The following is a 12994-nucleotide window of genomic DNA, read 5'->3' on the forward strand; positions in this document are numbered from 1 at the left end:
GTCGACTGGTCAACGGCTACGGGACCATCCTGGCAGTCGGAGGCACGCCCCGCCCGGTGCATCGGCGATCTTGGCCTCACGGCCGCGGCGGGGCGTCCCACACGTAGTTGACGGCCCGCTCGAAGGTCACGTACCCCGCGCGGGCGAAGGACTTCGCCATGGGGACGTTGCCCAGGTCGGTGGCGGCCCGGATGTTGGGCACGTCCTGGGCGGCGAGGACCCGGGTGCCCTCGGCGAGGATGTCGTCGATGTGGCCCTGGCCGCGGTGGGCGGGCAGGACACCGATGTACGCGATGATCGGGTGGTAGTTGTTGCGCGCGGGGACGACGAAGCCGACCGGCTCCCCGGTGCCCGGCAGCTCCGCGATCCGCCACCACTCCGGGGGCGTCGAGAAGTGCGCGAACTCCTCGTCGTAGTGCAGCTCGGCCGCCTCGCGCGGCGACAGGCCGGAAGCCAGGTCCGCCTGGCCGTGCGCGTCGAGGGTGCCCTCCATGACCGGGGTCATCAGGTCGAGCAGGTCCTCGCGGTCCCGCACCGGACGGAACACCAGGCGCCCGCTCGGCTCCGGCACCGGCGTGCCCGCCCGCCACTCCAGGCGCAGCCGCTCCACCAGCGGGCGGGCGCCCGAGGCGGTCAGCACACCGAAGAGGGTCTCCAGGGCCGCGCGGGTCTCCGGGACCTCGCGCCAGTCCGCCGGTATGAAGCGGCCGAACTCGGGGCGGGCCGCGCCCGCCGGGACGACGGCGGCGGTCGCCGTCTCCAGGAGGCGCAGACCGATCCCGGCCGCCTCCTCCGGCGACAGAGCCGGGTCCAGGTCGAAGAAGTCGAGCGCCTGCGGGGCGGCGCCCTCCTGTCCGGACCACCACGAGATCCGTCCGAGCAGACGGTCGCCGCGCAGCGCCACCCACATCCAGCCGGGCCGGCGGCGGCCGGTCGCCAGGTCGTCGGCGAGCTCGTGGTCGAGCACGTAGTCGAGGCCCTGGAAGAGAGCCAGCTCGTCAGGTCCGGCGAGCGGTCGGACAACAACGGTCATGTACGGGATTCCCCCTGGTAGTAAGAGTCGGCAGACCGTATCAGCGCAGGTGGGCCGGGCGCCTTCGAGATATCGGGGCCCTTCTGGACACCCTGGTGCCGTCCGTCCGACAATCAAGGTGTGACGACACCCTTCGAGCTCCCGGCCAACCCGCCGGACGCCCCTCGGCTCACCGACGCCGAGCGGGAGCGCGCGCTCGCGGTGCTCCGTGAGGGTGCCGCCCAGGGGCGTCTGTCGCACGACACCTTCCTGTTCCGCATGGAGCGGGCGCTCGCCGCCCGCCGCTCCGACGAACTCGCCCTGCTCACCGCGGACCTGGCGGCCCCGTCGCCCTGGACCCGGCGGGTGGTGGGCGCGGTGGAGAAGGTGTCCGCGTTCACCGTCAGCATCCGCCGCGCCTGGCGGGCCGAGCGGCTCCCGAAGCTGCTCATGCCGCTGCCGGGCCCGCACCCGCTGCGGATCGGACGCGACCCGGTGAACGGACTGCGGCTCAGCCACGAGACGGTCTCCCGCCTGCACGCCGAACTGTCCCAGCAGGGCGGCCTGTGGGTGCTGCGCGACCTCGGCTCCACCAACGGCACCACGGTCAACGGGCGCCGGGTGACGGGCGCGGTCGTGGTGCGCGCCGGGGACATGGTGGGCTTCGGCCAGATGGTCTTCCGGCTCTCTCCGAACTGACGCGGAACTGGCGCGCCAACGCCTCCAACCGTCACCCGATCGGCGGTATACCTGCTGCGACCGGGTCTGCCCGGTGATGGGCTGGGGAGACGCGCGCCGCTGACCGACGAGGGGGCGAGATGAGCGACGAGCCGAACCACCCGCACACCCCGTGGCGAGACCACTGGGCCGCTCTGCCGACGATGACACCCGCCACGCGCGGGGCCGCCGCCGCGGGGAGGGACCGCACGGTCCGCCGGATCGCGCCCAGCCCCCTGGAGCCGGGCGCCACCCGCGACCCGTACCGCACCTACCGGGTCCTGCGCGAGGAGTTCCCGCTCACCCACGACCCGCTGCTGCGGGCCTGGGTGCTCAGCCGGTACGCGGACGTGGCGAGCGCCCTCACCGACGCCCGCTTCACCCACGGGCACCGGCCCGGCGACCCGCCGTGCGCGCAGACCCACACGGACGTCGACGACGGCGAGCTGCGGGCCGTCGCCGAACGCACCGCCTTCGTCCTCGCCCACCGGATCGCCGCCCGCCCGCAGGCCGACCTGGTCGCCGACTTCTGCCACTGGCTGCCGGCCGGCACCGTCGCCGCCGCCGTCGGCGTGCCGTACCGGGACATGATGCGGCTGGTCCGCGGCCGGGCCGCGTCCGCGCTGGTCGGACAGTGCACGGGCCAGATCGCGGTACGGGAGAAGGCCCTGGCCGCCTTCCTCGCCGCCGTCCTGAGCGACCCCGACCAGGTCGCCGCGCTCCGGGACGCCCCCTCGGGCCTGGTCGCCCGCGCCTGGACCGAGTCGCTGCGCCGCGACCCCCCGGTCCAGATCGTCATGCGCCGCACCCGCGGCGAGGTGCGCGTCGGATCGGGAGTCCTCCCCCCGGGCGCCCAGGTCGCCCTCCTGATCGGGGCCGCCGGCCGCGACCCGGAGCGCTTCCGCGACCCGGACCGCTTCGACCCGCTCCGCGACGACCCGGGCCAGCTGACCTACGGCACCGGCCTGTGTCCGGCCGTCGACCTGGCCGCCCTGGAGGCCGAATACGCCCTCCGGGCCCTCTTCCAGGCCATGCCCCGCCTCCGCCTCGCGGACGGCTTCCGGCCCGAGTGGACGGGCGTGATCACCCGGGCCCCGCGGAGCCTGGTGGTCCGGCCGGGAGGCTGAGCCCTTCGCCCGCGCGCACGCCTCAAGCGGCGGGCGCGACCTCCTGCCCCGGCCGGCCGGACCACCACACCGAGCCGAGCAGGAGCACGCCCGGGAGGATCCCGGCGACCGTCGCGATGGCGGCGCCGGACGCCCCGAGGGCGGCGAGCACGAGGCCGCCCGCGCCGCAGGCCGCGAGCGCCGCGCCCAGGACGTGCAGCTGCGGCCGCCGCCAGGCCGCCGCGAGCCCGAAGAAGTGCACGCCGACGACGAAGGCGATCCACCCCACGGCGGCCTGCGGGGCGTGCAGCACCCTGCCGGTCACGACCAGTCCGGCCACGAGCCCGACGACCTCGGCCGCCACCACGAACCAGTAGCGCCGCCCGAATCCGGGGCCGCCCGAGGCCGGTTCCGCGCCCCCGGTCCGGCCTCCGGCACCGGCCCGGCCGCCCCGCCCCCCGAACACGACCAGGGCGACGAAGGCGGCTCCGGCCAGCACGCGCAGCGGAGCGCTGATCCGGGTCGGCAGCGCCCCCGCGTTCGCCTGCACGAAGAACAGCCCGAAGGAGGCGCCGATGATCCGGCCGGTTCGATCCTTAGTCATGATCATCAGTATTGCTCCGCGCGCACGAGCAGCCCCACCGGCCTCCCCTCGAACAGCTCGGCCAGCCTCACCGGCTTCTCCGCCCCGCCCGTGAACTCCCGCGTCCCGTCCAGGAGGTCGAGCCAGCGGCCCTCCGGAAGGGCGAGGGACGCGTCCCGCCAGCCGCCCGTCTCGGCGAGGCGGAGGGAGAGCCGGGTGACGGCGGTCAGGACGTGGTCCGAGCGCGAGAAGGCCAGGCAGTGCGGGGCGGCCGGGCCCGTGGCGGACAAGGGGCGGTAGGTGGAGAGGGGACCGAAGAGGGCGGGGCGGGTGCGCCGCAGGTGGAGCGCGGCGCGGACCACCGCCGTCTTGTCGTCGTCCGGGCCCGGCGCGAACGGCGCCCGGTTGTCCGGGTCGACCAGGGCCCGGTACACCCGCTCCGTGCCCTGGTAGAGCTCCGGCACCCCCGGCATCGTGAGGTGGACCAGGGTCGACCCGAGGATGTGCGCGCGGATGTGGGGTTCGAGGGCGAGGGCCGCCGGTGCCGCCGTGCGCAGCGGGATGCGGCCGGGCCCCGCCGCCACGAAGTCCGTGACGGCCCGCTCGTACGCCTCGTCCGGCTCGGTCCAGCTGGTGTGCAGCCCGGCCTCCCGTACCGACTTCAGGACCGCCGGGCCCAGCCGCGCCGCGTCCGGGGTGCCGAAGCCGAACGCGGTCTGCCAGGCCGTCCACGCCAGGTGGGGGTCGGGCGCGGGGACGCCGGAGGCCTCCTCCAGGAACTCGGCCCAGCGCTGCGGGCACTGGGCCAGCACCGCGATCCCGGCCCGTACGTCCGCGCTGCGCTTGGTGTCGTGCGTGGTCAGGACCGTGCCCGTGCCCGGCCAGTCGCGCGCGATGCGGGCGCAGTACGCGTGGAACTCGTCCGGGTGCACCGCGGGGCGCCCCGGGTCGCCGCCGACCTCGTTGGCCGAGAGCAGGGGCGTGTAGCGGTAGAAGGCCGTGTCCTCCACCGACTTGGCCCGCAGCGCCGAGGAGGTCTGGGCGAACCGGGCCCGGAAGGCCCGGTGGTCGGGCCCGTCGCCGCGCGTCCCCAGCGCCAGCTCCCGCACGGTGTCCACCGCCGTCGCCTCCTCCGGCACCGCGAACGCCGCCTTGGCGCCGCGCGCCGCCTCCGGGGTCAGCACCCGCTCGCCGCCGGTGCGGTAGGTCCGGTACACCGGCACCCGCACGAGGAGTTCGCGCACCGCCGTGTGCAGGGCCCACGGCGCGTGGTCGCGCAGCTCCGGGTCGGCGGCGCAGAGCCGGCCCGCGAGCCGGGCCAGCGCGGCAGTCTCCGCGGCCAGTTCATGCGTGACCACCTTGTACGCGGCGCGCCGGGCGGTCGCCTCCCAGTAGCCGCCCCGGTCCCCGGCCCGTCCCACGAACTCCCTGTAGACGTCGCCCAGTTCGTCCGTCCCCAGCGGGTCGGTGAACAGCCCGTCCACGTGCCGCAGCGCGTCGTAGCCGGTGGTGCCCGCCACCGGCCAGGAGGCGGGCAGCGGTTCGGAGCCGGTGAGGATCTTCTCCACGACCGTCCAGCACCGGCCGCCGGTCGCCGCGTCGAGCCGTTCCAGATAGCCCTCCGGGTCGGCGAGCCCGTCCGGGTGGTCGATGCGCAGCCCGTCCACCACGCCGTCCGCGACCAGCTCCAGGATCTTCGCGTGGGTGGCCTCGAAGACCTCCGGGTCCTCGACGCGGAGCCCGATGAGATCGGAGATGGTGAAGAAGCGGCGGTAGTTGAGATCGGTGCGGGCCAGCCGCCACCAGGCGAGGCGGTACCACTGGGCGTCCAGCAGCGCGTCCAGCGGCAGCCCCTCGGTGCCCGGCCGCAGCGGGAACTCCTGCCCGTCCAGGGACAGTACGCCGTCCGCGACCCGCAGCCGGTCCCGCACCTCCGGGAGCCGGGCGGGCAGCACCGGCAGCAGCATCCGCCCGTCGCCCGCCGCCCAGTCGATGTCGAACCACCGGGCGTACGGCGAGTCCGGGCCGTCCCGGAGCACCGCCCGCAGGGCGTGGTTGTGCCGAGGCGCGGCCGCCATGTGGTTGGGCACCAGGTCGAGCACGAGACCCAGGCCGTGCGCGCGGGCCGTCGCGGCGAGCGCCCGCAGCCCGGCCTCGCCGCCCAGTTCGGCCCGTACGGCACGGTGGTCGGTCACGTCGTAGCCGTGCGTCGAGCCGGGCACGGCCTCCAGGACCGGCGAGAGATGGAGGTGCGAGACCCCCAGACCGGCGAGGTAGGGCACGGCGCGCTCGGCGGCGGCGAACGGGAAGTCCGGCTGGAGCTGGAGCCGGTAGGTGGCACTGGGCAGCGTCCGCTCGGACGAGGGGGGTCCGGGCCGGGCCGGCGAAGAGGACGTCATGCGAACGTACGTACCCGGCTCAGCGGCTTCTGTGTCATCGACGCATGCGCCCGTTCGAGTGCATCGCGTTACGTTCGCGTGATGCTCCGGATGTATCGCGACACGCTGTCCCTGCTCGGACCGGTCCTTCCGGTCGTCTCCTTCCTCGGGCGGCTGCCGACCGCCATGTGCCAGCTCGGCAGCCTCCTCCTGGTCGCCGAGACCAGCGGCTCCCTGACCACCGCGGGCCTCACGGGCGGCGCGCTCGCCGCCGGGCAGACCCTCGCCGGCCCGCTGATCGGACGGCTCGCCGACCGGCACGGCCAGCGGCCCGTGGTGCCGGCCGCCGCCCTCGCCAACGCGGTCGCCGTCACCGCCCTCGTGCTCGCCGCCCTCGACCGGGCCGGCACCGGGCTCCTCATGGTGCTCGGCGCCCTCGCCGGCGCGACGGTCCCGCAGATCGGCCCGCTCGCCCGGACCCGCTCGGTGAACCTGGCGCGCGCCGCCGGCGCCGACGACCGGGCGGTGGGCACCGTCCTGTCCTTCGAGGGCACCCTCGACGAGGTCTCCTTCGTCCTCGGCCCCGCCCTGGTCGGCCTGGCCGCCGCCGTCGCCCATCCGGCCGCGGCCCTGCTCACCGCCGCCGCGCTCCTCGCCGGCTGCGGCACCGCCTTCGCCCTGCACCCCACCGCCCGGTCGGCGACCGTCCGCGAGGCCACCCGTACGAGTGCCGCCGAACGGACGCGGCTGCCCGCCGCCACGTACGCCCTGCGGATCACGATGGTCCTCCAGGGCGCCATGTTCGGCGCCTCGCAGGCCGGCATCACCGCCCTCACCGAACGGCTCGGCACACCCGACCAGGCCGGGCTCGTCTACGCCGCGATGGGCGTGATGAGCGCGGCCGCCGGGTTCGCCATGGCCGCCGTGCCCGCCCGGATCGGCCTCGGCACCCGCTGGCGCGCCGCCACCGGCGCCCTCGTCGTGCTCGCCGCGCCCCTCGTCCTCGTCGACACGCTCGGCGGGCTCTACGCGGGCGTCGTCGTCCTCGGCGTCGCCTACGCCCCGCACCTCATCACCGTCTTCGGCCTCACCGAGCGGATCGTGCCGCCCGCCCGGCTCGCCGAGTCCATGGCCTTCCTCACCAGCGGCATCGTCGGCGGCCAGGCCCTCGCGCTGGCCGCGGCGGCCCGGCTCGCCGACACGCACGGCGCCCCGGCCGCCTTCGGGGTGGCGGCCGGGGCGGCCGTGGCCTGCGCGGTCCTCTCCTGGACGGTCCGCCTCCGCACCGGTCCGGTCAGGCGGGCCGTCGCAGCACCGTCAGCGTGAGCGGGGCGAGCGCCACCCGCTCGCCCGCCGCCACCATCGGGCCCACCTCGGGCGGCATGCCCTCCGGATGGGAGGTGTCCACCACGACCTTCCACGACTCGCCGTGACTGTCCGGGACCGCGAACTCCAGCTCCTGCGCAGAGGCGTTGAACATCAGCAGGAAGGAGTCGTCGGAGATCCGCTCGCCCTGCGGGCCCGGCTCCGAGATCGCGTTGCCGTTCAGGAAGACGGTCAGCGCCTGGGCGTGCGCCGCCTGCCAGTCCCGGGAGGTCATCTCCTCGCCCTCGGGGGTGAACCAGGCGATGTCGGTGAGCTCGTCGTGGGTGCCCTCCACCGGCCGCCCGTGGAAGAAGCGGCGGCGCCGGAACACCGGATGCTCCCGCCGCAGCCGCACCATCGCCCGGGTGAACTCCAGGAGCGTGGCCTCCGGTTCGCCGCCCGGCTTCGGCCAGCGCACCCAGGACACCTCGTTGTCCTGGCAGTAGGCGTTGTTGTTGCCGCGCTGGGTGCGCCCGAACTCGTCGCCGTGGCTGAGCATGGGCACGCCCTGCGACAGCATCAGCGTCGCCAGGAAGTTGCGCGTCTGGCGGGCCCGCAGCTCGCCGATCCCGATGTCGTCGGTGTCGCCCTCGGCACCGCAGTTCCAGGAGCGGTTGTAGCTCTCGCCGTCCCGGTTGCCCTCGCCGTTCGCCTCGTTGTGCTTGTCGTTGTACGACACCAGGTCGCGCAGGGTGAAGCCGTCGTGGCAGGTCACGAAGTTCACCGAGGCGAGCGGACGCCGCCCGTCGTCCTGGTAGAGGTCCGAGGAGCCGGTCAGCCGGGAGGCGAACTCGGCCAGCGTGCGCGGCTCGCCGCGCCACAGGTCCCGTACGCAGTCCCGGTACTTGCCGTTCCACTCCGCCCACTGCGGCGGGAAGTTGCCCACCTGGTAGCCGCCCTCGCCCAGGTCCCACGGCTCGGCGATCAGCTTCACCTGGCTGACCACCGGGTCCTGCTGCACCAGGTCGAAGAAGGACGAGAGCCGGTCCACCTCGTGGAACTGACGGGCCAAGGTGGCCGCCAGATCGAAGCGGAAGCCGTCCACGTGCATGTCCGTCACCCAGTACCGCAGGCTGTCCATGATCATCTGAAGGACGTGCGGGGACCGCATCAGGAGGGAGTTCCCGGTGCCGGTGGTGTCCGTGTAGGTGCGGGGGTCGTCGCCCAGCCGGTAGTACGAGGGGTTGTCCAGACCCCGGAACGAGAGCGTCGGCCCCAGGTGGTTGCCCTCGGCGGTGTGGTTGTAGACCACGTCGAGGATCACCTCGATGCCCGCCTGGTGCAGCGCCCGCACCGCCGCCTTGAACTCCAGGACCTGCTGGCCCCGGTCGCCCCAGGAGGCGTAGGCGTTGTGCGGGGCGAAGAAGCCGATCGTGTTGTAGCCCCAGTAGTTCGACAGGCCCGCGTCCACCAGCCGGTGGTCGTTGACGAACTGGTGGACCGGCATCAACTCCAGGGCCGTGACGCCCAGTTCCTTCAGGTGCCCGATGACCGCCGGGTGCGCGAGCCCCGCGTAGGTGCCGCGCAGCTCCTCCGGCAGGTCGGGGTGGAGCATGGTCAGGCCCTTCACATGGGCCTCGTAGATCACCGTGTGGTGGTACTCGGTGCGCGGCCGCCGGTCGTCGCCCCAGTCGAAGTACGGGTTGACCACGACCGAGGTCATCGTGTCCGGCGCCGAGTCCAGGTCGTTGCGCGCGTCCGGCCGCCCGAAGGGGTAGCCGTACACCGACTCGCCCCACTTCACCGCGCCCGAGACCGCACGCGCGTACGGGTCGAGCAGCAGCTTCGCCGCGTTGCAGCGCAGCCCGCGCTCCGGCGCGTACGGGCCGTGGACCCGGAAGCCGTACCGCTGGCCGGGCATCACGCCCGGCAGGTAGGCGTGCCGCACGAACGCGTCGGTCTCGCGCAGCTCCACCGCCGTCTCCGAGCCGTCGTCATGGAGCAGACACAGCTCGATCCGGTGCGCGGCCTCGGAGAAGACCGCGAAATTCGTTCCAGCGCCGTCGTAGGTGGCGCCCAAGGGGTACGCCTGACCCGGCCAGACCTGCATAGACGAACTCTTCCACTTCTGATCCGGGTGCAAGGGGTGTACTTCGGCCAGATCCTGCCCGAAAGAGGGGCAACCTCCTAGGACTTCGGCCCGTCCTACCGGGTGACCACAGAGAAATAGGGGAAATCCTGCTTCAAGGGGGGAAGTGTGTACGAAATAGTGCGCCGTCACCTGGGGAAGGTGGTGGCCGGTGCGGCGATGGCGGTGACGGGGACCGCCATCGCCGTCGCGGTCGCGGTGCCCGGCAGCGCGGGGGCCGACGACGCCCCGCCGGGCCGCACCGCGGCCCAGGGCTCCCGGGCGGCCGGCGGGAGCGGACAGCAGGGCGGGGGAGCGGCGGATCCCGGGCCCGCGCCGGGACCGGCGGCGCTCGCCTCGGCGCCGCCCGAGGGGGCGAAGGGGATCGGCACCGACCCGCTCACCGACGACGAGCTGAAGCGGGCCGAGGCCCTGGCGCTGACCCCGCCCGGCGCCGCCGCCCAGCGGAACGTCGAGGGCGGCCGGGGCCCCCAGCACCTCGCCACCGAACTGGCCGACCCGCAGCCCGGTGAGCAGTCCGGCGGCCCGCGCCGCGCCGAGGTCCGCTTCTACGACTACGGGCGCGACGAGCTCATCACCCGCACCGTCAACCTCGACACGGGCAAGGTCGAGCAGTCCGGCGCCCAGCGCGGCGTGCAGCCCTCCGCCCACCCCGAGGAGCTGCGCGCGGCGCTCGGCCTGATCCTGGCGAGCCCGCTGGGCAAGGGGGTCAAGGAGGACTACAAGGACGCCACCGGCAAGGAGCTCACCTCCACCGACCAGCTCTGGTTCAACGGGGACCTCTACCGCACCTACCGCGAGGCGGACGTCCCCGCGCAGCTCGCCAAGTGCGGCGAGCACCGCTGCGTCCGGCTCGTCACCAAGGTCCTCAACGGCGCCTGGATCGACACCCGCGACCTGATCGTCGACCTCAGCGCCAGGACCGTCACCCGCGCCGGCTGACCACCGGCCCGCACCACCCCCGCGCCGGCCGACCACCCGGCCCGGGAGACCACCCGCACATCCGTACCGAGGGAGTACGCACCCATGTCCGTACCGCGACTTCGGCGTGCCCGCAGGCGGGGCGCCGTCCTCGCCGCCGGCGCCCTGCTCGGCACCACCGTCGCCACCACCACCGCGGCCACCCCCGTGAGCGCCGCGCCCGTGCCGCCGCGACCCGACTGCTCCGCCGCCTACCGCATCGAGCAGAAGCTGGACGGCGGCACCGTCTGGCGCATGTGCTGGCGCTACGACACCGACTCCGGGCTCGTCCTGGACAAGGTCACCTACCAGCCGCCCGGCGAGGCCGCCCCCATCCGGGTGCTCAACAGCGCCAAACTGGCCCAGATCCACGTCCCGTACGACGACGGCAACGCCGAGTACGACGACCTCACCGGCGCCGGCTTCGGCTGGGGCCTGCAGAACCTGAAGCCCGGCGAGTGTCCCGGCGGCACCATCACCTCGGTGAAGGTCCCCGAGGTCGGCAAGGTCAACGGTCTGTGCACCACCACCCGGGCCCGCGGCCACGCCTACCGGATGGCCGCCGACGAGGGCGGCAAGGTCTGGCAGGCACAGGGCAAGGACCTGCTCGTCTACACCGTCAACAAGGTCGGCTGGTACGAGTACATCACCGAGTGGCGCTTCTCCTCCGACGGCATGATAGGCGCCAACGTCGGTGCCACCGGCAGCCTCTCGCCGGTCGACTACAACGCCACCGACGGACGCGGCTGGCCCATCGGCAAGGGCGCCCGCGACTACGCCACCAGCCACGCCCACAACGTCTTCTGGAAGCTGGACTTCGGCCTGGACGGCAGCTCCAAGGGCCGCATCGAGCAGTACGACTCCAAGGTCACCCCGCCCGTCCGGGGCGGCAGCCCGACCGTGAAGACCACCCGCACCCCGGTCACCAAGGAGCTCGCCGGCGACGCGAAGAACATGCGCTGGTGGCGGGTGGTGAGCGCGACCGGCAAGAACAAGGACGGCCACGCCCGCTCGTACGAGATCGTGCCGGGCCACACCAACAGCTACGCCGGCCGCCCGTTCACCAAGCACGACGTCTACTTCACCCAGGCGCGGGCCTGCGAGCAGTTCGCCAGCAACAACATCCTCGACTGCGGCCGGAACGCCCCCGACAGCGTGGACAAGTGGGTCAACGGGGAGACCCTGACCAACCCGGCGGTGTGGGTCAACATCGGGTTCCACCACGTCGCCCGGGACGAGGACCAGCAGCCGATGCCGGTCCACTGGCAGGGATTCCAGCTCGCCCCCCGGGACGTAACCGCTATGAATCCGCTCACTCCGGCCGATCTCGCCGGCCAGAACGGGGCCCCGGTTCCGCGCAGTTGAGCAACGACCGGTCGATCCTGCTGCATCGCCTCCCGCTCCCGGAGTACCCTTCCTTGATCGTTGTCAGTGCGGGTGTCCGGGAGCAGAAGGCGGTGCGCGGGTGAGCTCGGGAGGTCTGGAGCTGCCCCCAGGGGACGCGGGTCAGGAGGCGGATCCCGCGGACCCCGCGGACGCGCCGCCCGGCGCGGTCTCCGTCGCCCGCCCGGTCGAGATCGGGGCCGAGCTCGACTGGGGTGCGGACGCGTGGAGCGAGGTGCGCACCCGGGCCCAGCGGGCCGGCCGCGCCTACATCTGGCTCAACCTCGTCGAGCAGCGGCTGAGGGCCGTCGTCGCGGCGGTGCTGCGGCCGGTCTACGAGCCGGTGCACGGCGAGGAGTGGGTGGTCGCCGCGGCCGGGCCGGCCGGCCAGGAGTGGGTCCAGCGGGCGGTGGCCGTCCGCGAGGTCTCGCGGCGCAAGGGCTATCTGCTCGACCCGGCCGACGACAACGTGCTCAGCTTCCTCACCCTCCCGCAGCTGCGGGAGCTGATGGTGCAGCACTGGCCGTGCTTCGAGCCCTACTTCGACGACCGGCGCGAGGTGGAACTGGCCCTGGACGAGCTGGAGGTGACCCGCAACGTCGTCTCCCGCAACCGGGCCCTCTCGCTGACCGTGCTGGCCCAGTCCGAGCGGGCCTCCGCCCGGCTCCTGGAGATCCTCGGGAGCGGGGCGGGAGTGCCCTCCGCCGACCGGCTGCCGGTCGACGCCGTCGAGGACCTGGTCGGCGACCGCTACGCCGACGTCGTCTCCGTCCACCCCGACCGGGTCCGCCTCCAGCGGCAGCTGCCCGCCGAGGACCTGTTCGGCGGGGCCCGGCGGCTCGACGCCACCGGCATAGGCCTGAACCTGCTCGTGCAGAACTTCTCCGGGCGCCGGATGATCCGGCTCGCCGAGTCCGGCTGCCGGATCCGGCTGCTCTTCCTCAACCCGGCCAGCAGCGCGGTCAAGCGGCGCGAGCGGGAACTCGGCCTCAAGAAGGGCGAGCTGAGCCGCGCGGTGGAGATGAACATCCTGCACATGCGCCGGGTCCGCTCCAAGCTGCGCGATCCCGGCGCCTTCCAGATCCACGTCTTCGACGAGACCCCGCGGTTCACCGCCTACCTGGTCGACGGGGACGGTCCGGACGGGCTCGCCGTCGTCCAGTCGTACCTGCGCAAGGCGCGGGGCATGGAGGCGCCCGTGCTGGTGCTGCGCGGCGGGGGGCGGACCGTGGTGCGCTCCGGGCACGGCCCCGACCGTGACGCAGAACACGGGCTTTTCTGGACATATCGGGAGGAATTCGAGTCCGTGTGGCTCGATTCCCGACCCGTCTCCTGACCCCTCCGGCCGCTTCCCGGCCGCCCCCCGGCCGGATTGTCAGTGGCGCGTGCGAGGGTGTTCAG

Annotated in this window: 10 protein-coding genes; 6 read left to right on the forward strand and 4 right to left on the reverse strand. The window is 73.9% G+C overall.

Annotated features, from left to right (window positions below; genetic code table 11):
* Positions 1-76: 76 nt before the first annotated feature.
* A complete protein-coding gene (locus OG309_RS29175) occupies positions 77-1033 on the reverse strand; it encodes a GNAT family N-acetyltransferase (protein ID WP_329425268.1) in 957 nt (318 codons plus the stop codon).
* A 120-nt stretch (positions 1034-1153) separates the two neighbouring features.
* Between OG309_RS29175 and OG309_RS29180 the strand changes: the two genes are divergently transcribed.
* Entirely contained in the window at positions 1154-1711 is a 558-nt protein-coding gene (locus OG309_RS29180) for a DUF1707 and FHA domain-containing protein (protein ID WP_329425270.1), read from the forward strand.
* Positions 1712-1830: 119 nt separating this feature from the next.
* Positions 1831-2856, forward strand: coding sequence for a cytochrome P450 (locus tag OG309_RS29185; RefSeq protein WP_329425272.1), 1026 nt, complete (start codon positions 1831-1833; stop codon positions 2854-2856).
* A gap of 22 nt (positions 2857-2878) precedes the next feature.
* Here the strand turns inward: OG309_RS29185 and OG309_RS29190 are convergent, their stop codons facing one another.
* Together OG309_RS29190 and treY are read right to left on the reverse strand one after the other, a co-directional pair.
* Positions 2879-3439: a hypothetical protein gene (locus OG309_RS29190; RefSeq protein WP_329425274.1), complete on the reverse strand. Its 561-nt coding sequence runs from the start codon at positions 3437-3439 to the stop codon at positions 2879-2881.
* A 5-nt stretch (positions 3440-3444) separates the two neighbouring features.
* The gene (treY, locus tag OG309_RS29195) at positions 3445-5817 is read right to left on the reverse strand and encodes a malto-oligosyltrehalose synthase (protein ID WP_329425276.1); all 2373 of its coding nucleotides are present in this window, start codon (positions 5815-5817) and stop codon (positions 3445-3447) included.
* A 90-nt stretch (positions 5818-5907) separates the two neighbouring features.
* On the opposite strand from treY, the gene OG309_RS29200 reads away from it, so the two are divergent.
* Entirely contained in the window at positions 5908-7122 is a 1215-nt protein-coding gene (locus OG309_RS29200) for an MFS transporter (RefSeq protein ID WP_329428595.1), read from the forward strand.
* Here the strand turns inward: OG309_RS29200 and glgX are convergent.
* On the reverse strand, positions 7091-9211 hold the full coding sequence (gene glgX / locus OG309_RS29205) for a glycogen debranching protein GlgX (RefSeq protein WP_329425278.1): 2121 nt from the start codon (positions 9209-9211) through the stop codon (positions 7091-7093). The genes OG309_RS29200 and glgX overlap by 32 nt on opposite strands.
* Before the next feature lie 147 nt (positions 9212-9358).
* Here glgX and OG309_RS29210 point away from each other — a divergent pair, with 147 nt between their 5' ends.
* From OG309_RS29210 to OG309_RS29220, 3 genes are all read left to right on the forward strand, one after another.
* Complete coding sequence (locus OG309_RS29210; protein WP_329425280.1) at positions 9359-10192, forward strand: Tat pathway signal sequence domain protein; 834 nt, start codon at positions 9359-9361, stop codon at positions 10190-10192.
* 84 nt (positions 10193-10276) lie between these two features.
* The gene (locus OG309_RS29215; protein WP_329425281.1) at positions 10277-11575 is read left to right on the forward strand and encodes a copper amine oxidase; all 1299 of its coding nucleotides are present in this window, start codon (positions 10277-10279) and stop codon (positions 11573-11575) included.
* Positions 11576-11675: 100 nt separating this feature from the next.
* Entirely contained in the window at positions 11676-12929 is a 1254-nt protein-coding gene (locus OG309_RS29220; protein ID WP_329425283.1) for an SAV2148 family HEPN domain-containing protein, read from the forward strand.
* Positions 12930-12994: the final 65 nt, after the last annotated feature.

Source organism: Streptomyces sp. NBC_01268 (genome assembly GCF_036240795.1).
Lineage (GTDB): Bacteria > Actinomycetota > Actinomycetes > Streptomycetales > Streptomycetaceae > Streptomyces.

Excerpts from the sequence above, each read along its gene's own strand:
- glgX (WP_329425278.1), bottom strand. The coding sequence starts at position 9,211 with ATGCAGGTCTGGCCGGGTCAGGCGTACCCCTTGGGCGCCACCTACGAC.
- treY (WP_329425276.1), bottom strand. The coding sequence starts at position 5,817 with ATGACGTCCTCTTCGCCGGCCCGGCCCGGACCCCCCTCGTCCGAGCGG.
- OG309_RS29215 (WP_329425281.1), top strand. The coding sequence starts at position 10,277 with ATGTCCGTACCGCGACTTCGGCGTGCCCGCAGGCGGGGCGCCGTCCTC.
- OG309_RS29175 (WP_329425268.1), bottom strand. The coding sequence starts at position 1,033 with ATGACCGTTGTTGTCCGACCGCTCGCCGGACCTGACGAGCTGGCTCTC.
- OG309_RS29200 (WP_329428595.1), top strand. The coding sequence starts at position 5,908 with ATGTATCGCGACACGCTGTCCCTGCTCGGACCGGTCCTTCCGGTCGTC.
- OG309_RS29185 (WP_329425272.1), top strand. The coding sequence starts at position 1,831 with ATGAGCGACGAGCCGAACCACCCGCACACCCCGTGGCGAGACCACTGG.
- OG309_RS29190 (WP_329425274.1), bottom strand. The coding sequence starts at position 3,439 with ATGACTAAGGATCGAACCGGCCGGATCATCGGCGCCTCCTTCGGGCTG.